The sequence below is a fragment of the Flavobacterium sp. genome, assembly GCF_046153165.1.
Lineage (GTDB): Bacteria > Bacteroidota > Bacteroidia > Flavobacteriales > Flavobacteriaceae > Flavobacterium.
The window spans coordinates 1-18,355 of record NZ_JBJXEN010000044.1 but is presented as its reverse complement, the minus strand read 5'-3'; the positions used below and the strand labels follow the sequence as shown (position 1 = coordinate 18,355).

9 protein-coding genes are annotated in these 18,355 nt (G+C 33.6%); 3 read left to right on the top strand and 6 right to left on the bottom strand.

Annotated elements, in window-relative coordinates; genetic code table 11:
• The first annotated feature begins 169 nt into the window (after window positions 1-169).
• Together ACKVOV_RS05555 and ACKVOV_RS05550 are read left to right on the top strand one after the other, a co-directional pair.
• A complete protein-coding gene (locus ACKVOV_RS05555) occupies window positions 170-5,194 on the top strand; it encodes a T9SS type A sorting domain-containing protein (protein WP_409205775.1) in 5,025 nt (1,674 codons plus the stop codon).
• A 223-nt stretch (window positions 5,195-5,417) separates the two neighbouring features.
• Window positions 5,418-10,154 (top strand): beta strand repeat-containing protein, encoded by a 4,737-nt coding sequence (locus ACKVOV_RS05550; protein ID WP_409205774.1) that lies wholly within the window; start codon window positions 5,418-5,420, stop codon window positions 10,152-10,154.
• A gap of 85 nt (window positions 10,155-10,239) precedes the next feature.
• On the opposite strand, the gene ACKVOV_RS05545 is transcribed toward ACKVOV_RS05550, so the two are convergent.
• The 4 genes from ACKVOV_RS05545 to ACKVOV_RS05530 are packed head-to-tail and all read right to left on the bottom strand — an operon-like array spanning window position 10,240 to window position 14,649.
• The gene (locus ACKVOV_RS05545) at window positions 10,240-11,829 is read right to left on the bottom strand and encodes a peptide chain release factor 3 (protein ID WP_409205773.1); all 1,590 of its coding nucleotides are present in this window, start codon (window positions 11,827-11,829) and stop codon (window positions 10,240-10,242) included.
• Window positions 11,830-11,870: 41 nt separating this feature from the next.
• Complete coding sequence (locus ACKVOV_RS05540; protein WP_409205772.1) at window positions 11,871-12,719, bottom strand: alpha/beta fold hydrolase; 849 nt, start codon at window positions 12,717-12,719, stop codon at window positions 11,871-11,873.
• Between the two features lie 32 nt (window positions 12,720-12,751).
• Window positions 12,752-13,531, bottom strand: coding sequence for a zinc ribbon domain-containing protein (locus tag ACKVOV_RS05535; RefSeq protein ID WP_409205771.1), 780 nt, complete (start codon window positions 13,529-13,531; stop codon window positions 12,752-12,754).
• Window positions 13,532-13,533: 2 nt separating this feature from the next.
• Window positions 13,534-14,649, bottom strand: a complete 1,116-nt coding sequence (locus ACKVOV_RS05530; RefSeq protein ID WP_409205770.1) for a Nif3-like dinuclear metal center hexameric protein — start codon at window positions 14,647-14,649, stop codon at window positions 13,534-13,536.
• Between the two features lie 140 nt (window positions 14,650-14,789).
• Between ACKVOV_RS05530 and ACKVOV_RS05525 the strand changes: the two genes are divergently transcribed.
• Entirely contained in the window at window positions 14,790-16,001 is a 1,212-nt protein-coding gene (locus ACKVOV_RS05525; protein ID WP_409205769.1) for an NlpC/P60 family protein, read from the top strand.
• Window positions 16,002-16,149: 148 nt separating this feature from the next.
• Here ACKVOV_RS05525 and ACKVOV_RS05520 read toward each other — a convergent pair whose 3' ends face one another.
• Together ACKVOV_RS05520 and ACKVOV_RS05515 are read right to left on the bottom strand one after the other, a co-directional pair.
• Window positions 16,150-17,109, bottom strand: coding sequence for a glycoside hydrolase family 5 protein (locus tag ACKVOV_RS05520; RefSeq protein WP_409205768.1), 960 nt, complete (start codon window positions 17,107-17,109; stop codon window positions 16,150-16,152).
• A partial coding sequence (locus ACKVOV_RS05515) for a glycoside hydrolase family 27 protein (protein ID WP_409205767.1) occupies window positions 17,106-18,355 on the bottom strand: 1,250 nt, incomplete at its 5' end. The genes ACKVOV_RS05520 and ACKVOV_RS05515, both read right to left, overlap by 4 nt.

The window sequence follows — 18,355 nt, the reverse complement described above, 5'->3', positions numbered from 1 at the left end:
GAAAGTGTAAACGGAAAAATTGTCGAATCGGAACAACCAGCCATTCCTCTTAATTTTGGTACGGCTGGACAAGCATAATTTTATAACCTTTTCATTTTGAAAAGGTTTTTTCTTTTGTGTGTTTTTTTTTTGTAGATTTGAGTTCTATAAAAAACTAAATTATATAAATATGAACAACAATTACAATTCAAATCGAACAAGACAAATTCCTATATGGAAATCCATGTTCGCAATTATCGTAATGTTTCTTACCGTAACGGTAGGTAATGCACAAGTAACCACAAATGGTGGTTCTGGTTTAAATCCAACTTACCCTGATTTAGCTTCAGCTATTACGGCACTAAACGGCGCGACAATTTCAAGTCCAGTGGTAATAACTTTAGATCCAGTAAATCCGCAAACAGCACCTGCAGGAGGTTATGCAATCACAGCACAAGGTGATGCAACAAATACAATCCTTATTCAGGGTGGTGGAAATACAATCACTGCATCAAATGCTTTAGTTGCAGGTACATTAACAGATGCTATTTTTAAATTAATAGGAGCAGATTATGTTACTTTGCAAAACTTTACAATGCAAGAAAATGCTGCTAATTTAACTACGGCAGCAGCAACCAATAATATGACGGAGTGGGGTGTTGCTTTATTATATGCAACTGCTACAAATGGTGCGCAAAACAATACTATTCAGAATAATACCATTTCATTAAATAGAGTTTATCAAAATACTTTTGGTATTTATAGTAATACGAGACATACAGCAATTGTTGTAACTGTAATAGCAGATGTTACAAGTGCAGCGGGGGCAAATTCATTTAATAAAGTATACGGAAATGCAATCAGTAATGTGAATTATGGTACTGTATTTATTGGTTCAGGAGCTTTAACCGCATCTTCTTTTATGGATAATGGAAATGACATTGGAGGGTCTTCTGTAGCTACAGGAAACACTTACACAAATTGGGGTGGTGTAGGTACGGTTATTTCTGGTTATGTAAGTGTAACGGGTAGTAATTATTGTATTTTTGATAATAATCAATATAATGATAATATTTCATATAACACAATTACAAGTTTTGCATCTGCATCTGGCCTTACAATGGGAGGTATTCTGAAAAATTACTCAACAGGAACTACGGGGCAGCCTACTGGTACTATAACTTCTGTTATTAATAACAATACAGTAACAATAACAAATAATCCAACTGTTGCTGCTGGTTCAATAATTGGAATAAATAATCAAGGTTTATCACCATTATTAGCTACGGCTACAATGAATATGAACAATAATATTGTTCAAAATTGTGTTTTAGGTGGAAGTACTGTAACTACTGGTGGTCTTACAGCTATTACGAATTTATCGTTGCCTGGTACTATGAATATGAATGGAAATTCTGTCATTAATAATGCTATTGCTGCTACTACTTCTACAACAGGAGTTAATGCTGGTATAGCTAATTCGGGTGCTGCTGGAACATTAAATATGAATAATAATACTGTTAGAAGTCTATCTTCTACAGCGACAACAACAGGTCAAATACAAGGTATTGTAAACTCTGGAGCTATTGTTACTGCATTAAATATGAATAATAATTTTCTTGGGAATGCAACTAGTGGGTTCTGTTCTAGATCTGTTGCAAGTACTGGATCAACTTTTGGGATTACCACTTCCGGAGGTGCTGCTACTTGTAATACTTCTATTCAATCTAATGATATAAGAGGAATTAGTTATACTGTTGCTTCAAGTGGAACACAGAATCTTATTCAGAATACAGCAGTTACACTTACTCAAAATATAAGTTTTAATACATTTACTAGTTTAGTTATTAATACGACAGGTAGTGTTACTTTTATTTCAAATAGTGTTACAAGACCAGCTAATGCGATTTGTAATGTAAATAATAATGCTATAGTGGGTAGTTTTTCAAAAACTGGTGCTGGTGGAACACTAACTTTTTATAATAGTAATGGTAGCACACCTGCAAGCGGGACTGAGAATAATTTGAATAATAATTTCTCAAACATTACTGTTACGGGAGCTACAGCTATTGCTGGTTGGGTTTCAACAGACGGATCTACAACATCTCCTTTTGGGCCAGGAAAAAATGTTTCAAATAACACATTTAATAACATAACAGGAGGTACATCTTCAATTACAATTTTAAGTGTTGCTTATAGTAATAATGCTTTAACAACTAATAATGTTTCAAGTAATACTATTTCAAATATTACGAATGGTGCATCAATTGTAGGAATTGCATCTGCTACTGCACCTCAAAACTTTTTTGGAAATACAATAAATTCACTTACAGCAACGGGAGCGTCAACAGTTTCTGCGATACAAGTAACTGGAGGTACAACTCAAAATATATACAAAAATAAAATTTATAATGTTGAGTCTAATAATGCTGCAGGTGTAGTTAACGGAATTTTAGTTTCTGGAGGGACAACTGTTACAGCCTATAATAATATCATAGGAGATTTAAGAACACCAGTATCTAATCTTGCCAATCCTTTAAATGGTATTAATGTAACAGGAGGAACAACGGTAAATGCTTATAATAACACAGTGATGTTAAACGCGTCTAGTACAGGAGTATTATTCGGTTCGAGTGCAGTATCAGTTTCTACCACTCCAACGGTTGCATTACGCAATAATATTTTTGTAAATAATTCAACAGCTACGGGTGCGGGATTAGCAGTAGCTTACAGAAGATCATCAACTACATTGACATCTTATGATGCAGCATCAAATAACAATTTATTTTTTGCTAGCAATATTTTTAGTGACGGTACAAATACTGATGCAACTTTAGCAGCTTATAAAACTCGAGTAGCTACCCGTGATGCTTTATCGGTAACAGAAAACCCTGTTTTCGCGAGTACTTTAGGTTCTAATTCAACTTTTTTGCATTTTAATGTAGGTACAATTACACAAGCAGAAAGTGGAGCTGCAACTATAGGTGTTGTTACTGATGATTTTGATGGAGATGTGCGTAATGCGACTACTCCAGACATAGGAGCAGATGAATTTGTAGGTGTACAAGGATTACCAGCAGATACTACACCGCCTACTATTTCACATTTAGTAGTCACTAATCAGTGTGCAGGAGGAGTAAGAACGGTATCGGCAACTATTACAGATGCTAGTGGTGTGCCAACTCTAGGTGCTGGTTTACCTGTAGCTTATTATGCAATCAATGCTGGAGCCTATACAGCTGTAACAGGTGCTTCTATGGGAGCTGGAGTATATGATTTTGCAATTGGAACAGGAAGTGTAGTGGGAGATGTGATTAATTACTACTTTGTAGCTCAAGATAACGTAGCAACTCCTAACACGAGTGCTTTACCATCGACAGGAGCAGCTGGATTTACAGTAAATCCTCCAGCAGTAGCAACTGCACCAACCACCACATTTAGTTATTCTGTAAAACAATTAAATGGAGTTTATACTGTTGGAATAGGGGGTGTTTATACTACACTAACAGCAGCAGTAGCTGCATATAATTCGACATGTTTAACTGGACCAGTAACATTTTCATTGATTGATGCTACTTATCCAGGAGAAACTTTTCCAATTACAATTAATCAAAATGCAGATGCTAGCGCGATTAATACTTTAACTATTAAACCTGCAGTAGGAGTTTCTCCAACAATTTCAGGTTCAAATGCTAGTTCAATTTTTCTTTTAAATGGTGCCGATTATGTAACTATAGATGGTTCTAACGGAACAACGGCAAATGCAATTTGTCCTTTAAGTACTGCTAGCCGAGATTTAACAGTTACTAATACAAATACGGGAACATCAAGTGCTGTAATTTGGTTAGCAACTAATGTTGCTAATGGAGCAACAAATAATAAAGTAATTAATACCAATGTAGTAGGAAATTCTAATACCACAACTTTAGTTGCTTTGGGTAGCGGTTCTTCTACAATTTCTATGTCAAGTTTAGGAACTTTAAATAATAACAATAGTTTTGTAAATAATGCTATTAGCAAAACCCAATTTGGTATTTATAGTCAAGGTGCTTCAGCTGGAAGCAAAAATTCAGGTACAATAATTAATCAAAATATAATGAATACAGTTGCTCCTAATAACGTTGCTAAAGGAGCTATAGTTGTTGGTTTTGAAAATAATATTGCTATTGTTGCTAATGCTATTTCTGAAATTGCACAAACTTCATCTCCAGATGTTTTTGGAATTTCTTTAGGAGTTCAGGGAATTTCTACGAGTACATTTACAGGAAATGAGGTTACCAATGCAACAGTTACCAAAAATGCCATAGGAAATATTCGTAATACGGGAACTTTTTCAGCTATTGGTATATGTGTGGCACCTGCTACTTCAGGTACGAACACCATTACTAATAATATGATTAGTGGTGTTTCGGCCAATGGTACTAGTGGAGATTTTAGTAGCGGTATATTTGTAGGAGGTGGAGCAGGATCTACCACACAAATTTACCATAATACGGTTACTATGATAGGAACACAAACTGGAGGTAGTGATAAAAGTTATGCTTTAGCAATAGCGGGTTCTGATCCAATTGTAGATGTGCGTAATAACATCTTAATTAATACTCAAAATAACGGTTCAGGAAACAATTATGCTGTGGCTTACGGTTATGCTACATTTGCAAATCTTACGTCTAGTTATAACGATTATGTAGTGGGTACAGGAGCAACATTCTTTATTGGAGCTACAGGTAGTATTTCTGCACCAACCAATCAGTTAGATATTGCAGCTTTACAAACAGCAACAGGAAAAGATAGTAATGCTCAAAATATTACACCAGCGTTTACTTCTGCAACAGATTTGCATATAACAGATGGTGCTTTAGATAATCTAGGAACACCAATCGCTACAGTTGTAGATGATTTTAACTGTGAAGCTAGAAGTGCTACAACACCAGATATGGGTGCAGATGAGTTTACTTTCTTAAGTGTAAATCAATTTAATTTAGCTGATGGTTTCAAAGCTTATCCAAATCCAGTAAGTAGTATTCTTAATATTGAATATACAGGAGAATTAAGTAATGTAACAGTTTATAATCTTTTAGGACAACAAGTGTTAACTAAAAAAGTAACTGCGACATCTACTCAAATTGATATGTCAATTTTAAATGCTGGTACTTATTTGGTAAAAGTAGAATCAAATGATGTTTCGAAAACTATCAAGGTAGTAAAGAGATAAAATAATTTAATTAGATGATAAATAAAAATCCCATTCGTGAAAACGAATGGGATTTTTTAATTTTTCCTTAAAAATATCTTTTTAGCATTTCATGATTATATTTAAAATTATAAATATTGCTTCGTGTATTTGTTAAAATATTTAAAATAACAAAATAATTATATAATAGCTTTAAGATTTTTGTATATTTAGGCTAATTTTTTAATAAACTAAATGATTTAATATGAGCGACAATTACAATTTAAGTCGAACAAGACAATTTTCTGGATGGAAAATCTCGTTTGCAATTATCGTAATGCTACTTACAATAACGGTAGGTAATGCACAAGTAAATGTAAATCCTGGGGCTGGATCGTACGTAACTTTAAAAGCAGCTTTTGACGCTATAAATTTAGGTACACACACAGGAGCAATAACAATTGATGTGGTGGGTAATACTTCTGAAACGGCTTCGGCGGTATTGAATGAAAGCGGTTCAGGTGGGGCAAGCTATACATCGATAATAATTTCGCCTTCGGGTGGAGTTGCAAGAACTATTTCTGGAAATGTTGCTGGTCATTTAATCGATTTAAACGGAGCAGATAATGTTACTCTAGATGGTTTGAATACTGGTGGGAATTCTTTGATTTTAGAGAATACAAGTACTGGTGTTAATTCTACGCTACGTTTTATTGGAGACGCAAGCAATAATATTATTCGAAATACAACTTTATTAGGGGCTTCATCAAGTGTGGTGTCTGGTACTGTGTTTTTCTCAACAGGAACAACTACAGGTAATGATAATAATATAATTACTGGATGTGTTTTAGGAGGTTCTGGAGCAAATTTTGCTTCTACTGCTATTTATTCTAGCGGAACTGCCACTGCTGGTATTGAAAATAGTGGAAACACAGTAAGTAGCTGTAATATTACAGACTTTTTTAATTCAGCTCTTATTAATTATGGTATTTTCATTAGTATAGGTTCTACTGATTGGACAATTTCAAACAATAAATTTTACCAAACGGCATCTAGAACTTTTACTACAGCAAATACTCATAGTGTAATTCAAATTGCTACTGGGAATAACCACGTTGTTAATAATAATACTATTGGATTTGCTAATGCTGCTGGCACAGGTACTTACACGATGTTGGGTGCTGTTGCAACTCGTTTGATTGCGATTAACTTAGCAGTAGGTACGACAACTGCTTCTTCTGTTCAAGGCAATACAATTAGTGCCATTAGTTTGGCAACAGCAAGTGGTGCTTCAACTACTAATGGAGTTATCTGTGGTATCAACATTACTGCTGGAAATGTGAATGTAGGAACAACTGTTTCAAATAATATTGGAGCTACGACAGGAATTAATGTAATTACAGCAACTTCTACCACAACTGGTGCTTTGGTAGTTGGGATAAATACTTCTTCTACTGGAACGATTGCTATTCAAAATAACCTAATTGGTGGTTTGTCTTCAAGTGGTGTTACCGCAGCAATTGCAGGAAGTATCACAGGAATAAATGTATCTGGGATTGCTACTTTGGCAACAATTTCAAATAATACAATTGGTAATGCAACAGCTAATAATATGCGAGGAGGTACTTCAGGACTTACAACTGGATCTTCACTGGTAACTGGAATTAATTTGCCATCAACATGTACTACTGCTATTGTAAATAATAATACCATTCAAAATCTATCTTCATTTGGTACAGGAACTACTGGATATGTGAGAGGGATTCAAACAGCAACTTCTGCCTCGGCAACAGCTATAAATTGGACTATAAATAATAATGTTATCAACAATCTTACTTCAAATTCAGCTTTAACAGGTATTGGTAGTGGTTTGTGTTCGGCTTTAGGTATTCATCATTTAGCTTCTCAAGGATGTGTTATTTCTGGAAATACTATAAGCAATATATCAAATAGTAATACAACAGCAACAACTAATATTATTGTAACGGGTATTGCTTCAGCAAATGCTTCAGTTACAACTACTTTGGGAGCTATAATTTCAAAAAATAAAATTTGGGGCTTGAGTAATTCCACTATTGGAACTACTGTGTTAACTCCACCCATTGTAGCAGGTATCGCTATACGTTCAGGAAATAATATTACAGAGGTTAGTAATAACATGATTTCATTAGGAAACGGTCAAACCACGAATACTTCTTTTATTGGAGTGTGGTGTAATAATGGCTCCACACCAAATCCTACTTCAATGAATATTTATCATAACAGTATAAATATTGAAGGTACTGCGACTGCTGGAGCGCTTCCTAGTTTTGCTTTTATGCGCTCACAATATATTTCAGCAACGGCAAACACAGTTACTATAGATGCGAGAAATAATATTTTTCAAAATAATCGTAGCGGAGGTACTGGACAGCACTTTGCGATTAGTAATGGCTATAATTCGACTACGGTAAGTGCTATAGGTTGGGCTGCAACTGCTTCTAACTATAATGTGCTAAATGCTAACGCAAGTACTATTGGCCATTGGACAGCTGCCTTAAATTTTGCCAATTGGAAAACGACTTCTGTAAGTGATAATGCTTCTCTTTCTGCCATTACAACAAATTTTGTTGATACTGCTACGGGAGATTTACACCTAAATATGGGAGTAACTCCTACACAATTAGAATCAGGCGGAGTATTAATAGGAAGCGTTACTACTGATTATGATAATCAAGCACGTCCAGGACCAGCAGGATCTGTAAACGGAGGGGCTCTTGCTCCAGATTTTGGTGCAGACGAATTTGATGGTGTGTATTTAGATTTAACTCCTCCTACGATTTTATATGCTCCATTGGCATTTACTTGTGATGGTTCAGTAAATAGAACTTTAACTACAAGTATTACAGATGCTAGTGGAGTTCCTATAACTGGAGCTGGTTTGCCAGTATTGTATTGGAGAATAAATGCAGGAGCTTGGAGCAGCGCTACAGGAACATATGTTAGTGGTTCTACTTATACTTTTAGTTTTGGAGCAGGAGCCGTACTTAATGATGTGATTACTTATTATATTGTAGCTCAAGATAATGTGGGAACTCCAAATGTTGGTGCTTTCCCTTCTGCGGGAGCTTCTGGATTTACTGTAAATCCTCCAGCTGTAGCTACACCACCAACTACTCCAAGTAGTTATACAATAAATAATGCATTAACGGGAACTTATACGGTGGGTGTAACAGGAGCATATCCTACTCTAACGGCTGCAGTTGCTGCTTATAATGTGAGTTGTTTGTCTGGTCCAGTAACTTTTAGTTTAATAGATGCTACATATCCTTCAGAAACATTTCCCATTACTATTAATGCAAATCCAGAGGCAAGTGCAGTAAATACGTTAACTATTCAGCCAGCAACTGGAGTTAGTTCTGCTATTGCAGGTACAAGTGCAACAGGAATAATTATGATGAGTGGTGCAGATTATGTAACTATTAATGGAAGCAATACTGCTACTGTAAATTCAGTTTGTCCTTTAGTAGCTGCAACACGTAATTTGACTATTACCAATACAAGCGTTGCAACTACATCTGGCGGAATTTGGTTGGGTACGACAGCTGGTCTAGATGCGGTAACTAATTGTACGGTACAAAATTGTATTATTATAGGAAATGCTCCAACCACTACCATTGTAGGTCTTGGTGCAGGTGGTGCTACCATTGGAAATGGAGGAACAAACAATAACAATATTAGTTTTATCAATAATGATATTCAAGCTTGCCAATTCGGAATTTATGCTGCTGGAGCAAGTGCTGTTAATAAAAATCAGAATCTGATAATTAATCAAAATACTATTACTTCTATTGGTGCATTGGCTATTGGACAAGCGGGTATTTTTTCAGCATTTACTAATAATGTTACCATTTCAGGAAATGATATTGGTAATATAATTAACGCTACATCTTCGCAAGATCCTGTTGCTATTAATGTTGGTTTTGGAGCAGTAAATGGATTCTCTACAACTGCTACGGGTATTGCTGATGGAGCATCTAATGTAACTATCACTAATAATAAAATTGGAGCAATCACACAATCCACTACTTATTCGGCAATGGGAATTGCATTAGGGAATACGATTTCTGGTACTAGCCTTATTGCGAATAACATGATTTCTGGTGTAGCCTCTAATGGAACATCTGGTGATTATGCTAGTGGAATTGTTTTGGGCGGAGGAACAGCACAAGTGAATGTATATCACAATACAGTGTCTATGCAAGGAACAATTCCTGGTGCAACAGCTGCTTCTCAAGCTTCTGCTTGTTTGTCAGTAACTTCAGCAACTGCTGCAACATTAGATGTTAAAAATAATATATTTACCAATACACAAGCTGGAAACACAGGTTCTACCAACCGTTTTATGGCTATTGGTTTGACTTATTCTTCTACAGTTGGAAATTACGTTGGTTTGGTTTCAAATAACAATGTGTTGTATTCAACAGGAGCTGGACCGGGAACATATATGATAGCCTCAACTGGTGGTATTCCAGCAGGAACTGCTCGTACTGCGCTTGCTGATTGGCAAACAGAAACAGGTCGTGATGGTGCTTCATTAAACACGAATCCTGTTTTTATCTCTGCAACTGATTTGCATATGGTAGATAGTGATCCCGCTAATGTTTTATTATCTGCTGGAGGTACGCCAACTTCAGTTACTACCGATTTTGATTGTGCTGGTAGAAGTGGTGCTACACCAAGTATTGGTGCTGATGAAAACACTTTCTTAGGAACTCATCAATTTGAAATGGTAACTGGTTTTAAAGCCTATCCAAATCCAGTAAGTAATATTTTAAATATAGAATATACTTCAGATTTGACAAATGTATATGTTTACAATATGTTAGGACAACAAGTCTTGTCTAGAAAAGTAACTGCTACATCAACTCAAATAGATATGTCTGGATTAAATGATGGAACCTATTTAGTAAAAGTTGAAGCAGGAACTGTTTCTAAAACTTTGAAAGTATTCAAAAAATAATTAATAAGTTTTTATAATAGTAAAATCCCTTTCGTGAAAACGAAAGGGATTTTTTTATGTCTTTTGGCTAATCACTTTTGTCTAACTAATCAAATTCCGAAGTAAAAAATAACTTCACATTTGGGAATTTGCTTTGTGTCATTTGAATAGTAAAATCACTATCGGCAAGAAAAACCAATTGTTTGTATTTATCATGTGCCAAGAATTTCTGTTTAATACGTCTAAACTCTTTAAATTCTTCACTTTTAGGATCTGTAGGCTTCACCCAACACGCTTTGTGAACAGGAAAATTCTCATAAGTACACTTAGCGCCGTATTCGTGTTCTAAACGATATTGAATTACTTCATATTGAAGTGCTCCAACGGTTCCAATTATCTTTCGATTATTCATTTCGAGAGTAAATAACTGCGCTACACCTTCATCCATTAATTGGTCAATTCCTTTGTCAAGCTGTTTTGCTTTAAGAGGATCTGCATTGTTAATATATCTAAAGTGTTCTGGTGAAAAACTCGGGATTCCTTTGAAACTCATTTGTTCACCTTCTGTCAAAGTATCTCCAATTTTGAAGTTTCCAGTATCATGTAAACCCACAATATCGCCAGGATAAGAAATATCTACAATTTCTTTTTTCTCAGCAAAAAAAGCATTTGGACTAGAAAATTTTAAATTTTTACCTTGTCGAACATGTAAATAAGGTTTATTTCTTTCGAAAGTTCCAGATACAATCTTTACGAATGCCAAGCGATCTCTATGTTTTGGATCCATATTAGCATGAATTTTAAACACGAATCCAGACATTTTTTCTTCTTTCGGATCAACTAATCTTGTTTCGGATTCTTTTGGTCTTGGTGATGGTGCAATTTCTACAAAACAATCTAGTAATTCTCGAACTCCAAAATTATTTAATGCCGAACCAAAAAATACAGGTTGCAACTTCCCGTCAAGGTAATCTTGTCTGTCAAATGGTGGATAAACTTCAGTAATTAATTCTAAATTATCACGAAGATCATCCGCTGGTTTTTGGCCAATTATTTTTTCTAATTCTGGACTTTGCACATCAGAAATGGCAACTACATCATCGATATTTTTTCTACTATCACTACTAAAGAGGTTAATGTTCTTTTCCCAAATATTATATATTCCTTGAAAATCATAACCCATTCCTATAGGAAAACTCATAGGTGTAACAGTTAAGCCTAGTTTTTGCTCTACTTCATCCATCAAGTCGAAAGCATCTTTTCCTTCGCGGTCTAATTTGTTTATAAAAACCAGAATAGGAATTTTACGCATTCTACAAACAGCTACTAGTTTTTCTGTTTGTTCTTCGACACCTTTTGCAACATCAATAACTACAATAACGCTATCTACTGCGGTTAAAGTTCTAAATGTGTCTTCGGCAAAATCTTTGTGTCCTGGCGTATCCAGAATGTTGATTTTTTTATCTTTATATATAAATGCTAAAACTGATGTGGAAACAGAAATACCTCTCTGACGTTCAATTTCCATAAAATCGGAAGTAGCTCCTTTTTTAATTTTGTTGTTTTTTACAGCACCAGCCTCCTGAATTGCACCTCCAAAAAGAAGTAATTTTTCTGTGAGTGTTGTTTTACCAGCATCAGGATGTGAGATAATGCCAAAGGTTCGTCTACGTTCTATTTCTTTTAGGAAACTCATTTACTATAATTTTCGGCAAATATAATTATTTAAAAATTGAATTATATTACTTCAAATAGAAATTGATAAATTGTATGGTTTAATCCGTCATCTTGCATGCTGTGACCAAGGTTTTTGGTTTCTATAAAGTGAGCATTTTTCCAAGATGATGCTATTTTTTTTGCTTCCGAAAACGCCACTACATCATCGTGAATGTCATGTGCAATAATGCCAGGAATTGTAGTGTTTTTTAAAAAATAATGACTTGTGAACTCATCAGTATCAATATTAAAACGCTGTTTAATGTAGGTTTTAATGAGTAGATAGATTTTAGAGTTTAAACCCAGTAAATCAATATATTTTTGCATTAAAACGTTAAAATCAGATGGGGATCCTAATAACACCATTTTTTCGATATGATTTTGTTGGTAATTATGCTGATAATAAGCACAGGCCACACCGCCCATTGAGTGTCCAATTATAATATTTGGCTGGTGTATTTTCGAAAAAGTATTAATAAATTCTGCATAGGTAGGCACATTAAATTCTTTTCCACTACTTAAACCATGTGCAGGTGCATCAATTGCAATAATTGTGCTACCTGATTTTATTAATAAATGAATTAATTTTTCCCAACGTGAGGCATTACTTTCCCAGCCATGAACTAATAAAATTTTATTTTCATTGCCTTGCCAAGTATAAGTTTGAAATTGATGATCGTTATGACTGCTTGTTTCTAGTTTTGCTTCTTTTAAAATTTCAGGAAGATTGTTTGGGGATAATTTACCTCTTCTAGGCTCACTAAAAAAACCATATGCTAATGATAATGCTTTTTCAGGCATTATATAACTTAACAAGTTAATGTATAATCCTATGGTTTTTGTGAATATAAAATTGAAATTTTTTTTCATAAAAAAAGCCTTCATTTAGAAGGCTTAATATATTACATTTTGGCGAATAATTTCTCCATTTTTTCTCTTTCTTCCTCAGCTAGCGAACTGTCTACTAATATTCTTCCGCTATGCTCGTCTGTAATTACTTTTTTACGAGAAGCAATTTCCATTTGTGTTTGTGGTGGAATAGTAAAGAATGAACCTGCTGAAGCTCCTCTTTCGATAGAAACTACTGCTAATCCGTTTCTTACGCTAGAACGAATTCTTTTGTAAGCAATTAATAAACGTTCTTCAATTTTTGCTTCGTATTCTGATGATTTCTCAGATAAGAATTTTTCTTCCTTTTCAGTTTCAGACATAATTGCCTCTAATTCTGATTTTTTATGCTTCAAGTGATTAGATTTTGCTTCTAATCTTTCTTTCGATTGATTAAAAACTTCTTTCTTGTGCTCAATAGAAGCTTTCATTTCTTTGATATGTTTTTCAGAAAGTTGAATTTCTAATTCTTGATATTCAACTTCTTTAGTCAAAGAGTTAAATTCTCTATTGTTACGAACACTATCTTGTTGTTTTGTGTATTTTTTTATTGATTCTTTGTGCTCATCAATAGCATTTTTCTTTTCCTTGATTTTTTCGTCGATAGACTCTAAATCAACTTTTAGTTTTTCTAAACGAGTGCTTAATCCTGCTACTTCATCTTCTAAATCTTCCACTTCTAGTGGTAATTCGCCTCTTACATTTCTAATTTCGTCAATACGAGTGTCGATTAACTGTAAATCGTATAACGCTCTTAACTTCTCTTCAACGTTCAATTCTTTTGTAGCTGCCATATTTATAAGTACTTAACTGGATTTGTATTTTCTTCTGATAAAACGATTCCACTAAAAGCTGAATCGGGTGCAAAATTAATGATTTTTTTCGTAAGATAATCAAATATATAGTTTTTTGTGTATCGTTCGCTTTCAAAATGACCAATATCTGCTAAAAGTAACTGATTTTCAGCTTCATAATACTGATGATATTTTAAATCGGCTGTTAAAAAAGCATCTGCTCCAGCTGAAATAGCATTTTTAATTGCAAAACTTCCAGCGCCACCAAGAACTGCAATTTTTTTGATTGGTTTTCCTAAAAACTCACTGTGACGAATGCCACCGCATTTCATTTTTTCTTTTATAAATTCTAAAAAGATTTTTTCATCCATTTCGGTTTCTAGTTCGCCAATCATTCCTAAACCTATGTTTTGATATTGGTTTTGTAAATCATAAATTTCGTAAGCTACTTCTTCATAAACATGGTTAGAGAATAAAGCCTTCAAGATTTTATTCTGCTGGTATTTTTCGAAAGTGACTTCAATTTTTATTTCTTGAGTTTCAACAAATTCAAATTTTTCACCCATACTTGGATTGCTATTTTCGTTGCCCATGTATGTTCCAAATCCTTGAGAAGTAAAACTACAATCTTCATAATTTCCTATCTTGCCTGCTCCAGCGTCAAATAGTGAGTTGCGTAGTTTTTCAACATTCTCAGGAAGGGTATAAGTAACTAATTTTTGAATAAAATGTTGTTTTGGAATTAAAATTTTCGTGTTTTTTAATCCCAATGCATCACAAAAAATTTTGTTTACACCTTGCTGATGGTTGTCTAGAGCAGTATGAACAGCATAAATAGCAATGTCGTTTTTTATTGCTTTTATAATGGCACGTTCTACATAATTCTTTCCAGTAATTTTTTTAAGACCTGAAAATAAAATAGGGTGAAAACAAACTATAAGATTACATTTTTTATTAATGGCCTCTTCGATCACACTTTCTAGAGCATCATGACAAACTAAAACACCTGTTGATTCGTTATTTGAATCACCCACTAGTAAACCAACATTATCAAAATCTTCTGCGTAGGCGAGTGGTGCCATTTCTTCAAGAAAGGAAAGAATTTCTTTTATTTTCATTGTAGTTTTTAGATTATTTGAGATTGTAAATTTACATTTTCATTGTTTTTATTTAGTTAAAAAAATCATTATTCTTTTTACAAATTAACTTTTAAAGATTATTTTAGCCTTTTCCTCATTTTAGAGGAAAGAATAAAGATATGAAACAAATTACCTTATTACTATTTTTTTTTATTACTATAAATGTTTTTTCGCAAGAAAATAACATCAAACATATTGTTGCAAAAGGAGAAAGCATGTATCAAATTGCTAAAAAGTATAAAGTAAAACAAGAGGATATTTTTAAATTAAATCCAAATAGTAAAAATAAGCTTAAATTGAATTCAGTTTTATTAATACCAAAAGAAGAAACCAATTTAGGAAATACAACAGAATTAATAACCCACGAAGTATTACCTAAACAAACTTTGTATGGAATTTCGAAACAATATAAAGTTTCAATAGAAGATATTAAAAATGCCAATCCAATTATTGAAAAAGAAGGTTTAGAAATTGGACTTAAATTGAGTATTCCAGTTGATAAAAATCAGAAGAAAGAGAAAGTTGTTGTTTCAGAACCATCAAAATCAATAAAAAAAATCGAATCTGAAAAACAAATAGTAATTTCTAATGATGATGAAATTAGACATCTCGTTTTGCCAAAAGAAACGAAATATGGCATTTCAAAAAAATATAAAATTAGTATCTCTGAATTAGAAAATTTGAATCCAGAAATTATGAAAGATTTGCCTATTGGCTTTAATCTTCTGATTAAAAAGGGTAATAAAAAAGAAGTTGTTATTTCGGAAATCCCAGTGGTTCAGGAAACTAAGAATAACGGAGAGATTAAAGTAAAAGAAGAGGTTAAATCACAAATTGAAGAAGAAACAGACGAAGAAAACACAGTAACTCCTCAGATAAGAGTAGTAGAGATAATTCCTCATAATGATGATGAGGTTGTTGTAAAACCTTTGTCAGTTGAAGGCATGACCAAAGCGGAATTATTAATAGCTAAAGCTTCAGAAAATATAGGAACACGATATAGAAGCGGAGGAACAAACAAAGATGGGTTTGATTGTTCAGGATTAATGATCAATACGTTTAAAGAGATTGCTGTCGATTTGCCAAGGACTTCGGCAGGACAATCAACTTATGGTATTAGAATTGATAGAGATAAAGCACAAAAAGGAGATCTAATCTTTTTTACAACTAATGGGAGAGGAAACATTAATCATGTTGGGATGATAGTTGAAATTCTTGATAATGAAATAAAATTTATACATTCATCGGTTCATGCGGGTGTAATTATATCCTCGACCAAAGAGGATTATTATACTAAAAGATTTATTCAGGTGAATAGAGTTTTGGAATAGAAATTTGACAGCATTTTTATGTTTGTTCTTTTTCTAGAGTACTTTTATAATAAGTTGTTCTATCTAAGAAATTGTTATTAATAATTAGTTAGGTTATTTTATCAGATCCCTTTTTTCAATAAGAGCTACTGGTATAATTTCTAATCATTTAGTGATTTTGATTATTTAATAAATTCAAATAGGCTTTAGTTTTTTTTCCAGAGTCTTTTAAATCTTGAGCTTTCCATTTTCCTTTGGAACTTGCCGTTGGGAATAACATTGAACATGTTTCATCTTTATCAGAAATGGACCAAGTTACCCAAGATATTTTTTTAGATTCCATCCAATCAACATATTCTTGCCAAGCTGCATAATTTATTGTTTCATCGCCTGAGGCTTGTGTTCCTGCTGATTCTGATACAAAAACAGGAATTCCTTTTTGCATTGCATAATCAACTCTGTCACGCAACCATTTTTCGTGAGTTGCTGCATAAAAATGCATCGTGTACATTATATTATCAAAATCTTTCAAAGGATTTTCGGCTACTAAATGAATGTCTTGATCCCAACTAGGATTTCCAACTAATATAATATTATCTGAATCATTGGCGCGAATAGCTTTAATAACGTCTTGTGAATATGACTTAACCTCTTCCCAAGTTTGGTGTTCAGGTTCGTTAAAAATTTCGTAAATTACATTTGGATATTTTCCGTATTTTTTAGAAACTTCAGTAAAAAATGCAACAGCTTCTTTAGTATATGTTTTATGTGAATGCCAATCGATAATAACATAAATACTTTCTTTTATTGCTGCTTGAACTACAGCATCTAATTTTGCTTTAGACTCGGAAGGATTTTTTAAATAGCAATTTTCATCGGCATCAACACCAATTGCTGCACGAATTACATTGGCTTTAAAATCTTGGTGTATCCATTTTACAGTTTCTTTATTATAAAATCTTGGCCACCAATTGTGCCATCCCAAACTAACTCCGCGTAATGAAATTGGTTCGTTATTTTGATCAGATAATTGTGTTCCAATAACTTTTAATTGTCCGTGATTTTTTACAAATTGTGCATTGCTTAATATAGAAAACAAAAGGAGTAATGCTGCTATTTTAGTTTTCATTTAGTTAATTTTAAAGTGATTACATCGTGTGAAGCTATGTCTGATTTAAATGTTTTTTTGGTAGTTCCTACTTCTTTATTTTTCCAAAGATCTTTAAGTTTGAATACTGTTTTAGAAGCATCTAAATTGAAATTGAAATCGGTATCTTTTATTAGATTTTTACTCCAATCGAAATTAATTTTTTTAGCAACATCACTTCGGTTTAAGAATGTAATTACCCAATTTCCATCGGATAATGGTTTTACCCAAACTTCCAATCCGTTTTCTGCAGAGTATTTAAAGCCTTGAATTCCTAATTTATCTTGATTGATTGCTATTATATCTTTGTTAGTTAAAATTGCTAGTGTTTCTTTCGACATTTTTCTAAAGTCATTTCCAGCAATAAGTGGAGATGCCATCATAGACCACATTGTAAAATGAGCTTTATCTTCGGTATTAGTCATTCCATCACCTACTTCCATCATGTCAAAATCGTTCCAATGATCTGGACCAGAGAATTTACGAATATCTTTTCGCATCTCAACAATTTTCATAAATCCCCAAGAAGACCAAGTCCCATGATTATCTTCACAATCAAAACATGGGCTAATATCTCCAGATATTCTCCAAAGATTTCCAATAGGTTTTCCCCAATTCCAAGGTTGATTATCACCCCATTCACATAGGCTAAAAACAATAGGCTTTCCAGCTGTTTTTAATGCATTACTCATTGTGGTGTAAGCTTCTTTAGCATTTATTCCTTCGGTATTACACCAATCATATTTTAAAAAATCAACATTCAAGTTAGCATAAAAGCGTGCATCTTGATACTCATACCCACGTGTTCCAGGGTAACCATCACATGTTTTTGTTCCAGCACAATTATATAACCCGAATTTTAAGCCTTTGGAATGAACATAATCAATTAGTGATTTCATTCCTGAAGGAAATTTTATTGGGTCAGGAACTAAATTACCATTGTTATCACGTTCTCTTGACATCCAGCCATCATCAAGAACAATGTATTTGTAACCTGCGGTAGCCATGCCAGAAGTCACCATAATATCGGCAGTTTCTTGGACTAATTTCTCATCTATATTGGTCTCGAAGGTGTTCCAAGAATTCCAACCCATTGGAGGTGTATTTGCCAAACCCTCAAATTTTCCTATCTCTTGTTTGTGGGTATTTCCTTGGCAAAAAACAGTAATTGAAACGCTTAATGCCACTAATGATAAAACTATCTTTTTCATTTTTATAATTATATATT

Coding starts and splice junctions, on each gene's coding strand:
- ACKVOV_RS05540 (WP_409205772.1), bottom strand. CDS start 12,719: ATGAAAAAAAATTTCAATTTTATATTCACAAAAACCATAGGATTATAC.
- ACKVOV_RS05545 (WP_409205773.1), bottom strand. CDS start 11,829: ATGAGTTTCCTAAAAGAAATAGAACGTAGACGAACCTTTGGCATTATC.
- ACKVOV_RS05550 (WP_409205774.1), top strand. CDS start 5,418: ATGAGCGACAATTACAATTTAAGTCGAACAAGACAATTTTCTGGATGG.
- ACKVOV_RS05535 (WP_409205771.1), bottom strand. CDS start 13,531: ATGGCAGCTACAAAAGAATTGAACGTTGAAGAGAAGTTAAGAGCGTTA.
- ACKVOV_RS05520 (WP_409205768.1), bottom strand. CDS start 17,109: ATGAAAACTAAAATAGCAGCATTACTCCTTTTGTTTTCTATATTAAGC.
- ACKVOV_RS05555 (WP_409205775.1), top strand. CDS start 170: ATGAACAACAATTACAATTCAAATCGAACAAGACAAATTCCTATATGG.
- ACKVOV_RS05530 (WP_409205770.1), bottom strand. CDS start 14,649: ATGAAAATAAAAGAAATTCTTTCCTTTCTTGAAGAAATGGCACCACTC.
- ACKVOV_RS05525 (WP_409205769.1), top strand. CDS start 14,790: ATGAAACAAATTACCTTATTACTATTTTTTTTTATTACTATAAATGTT.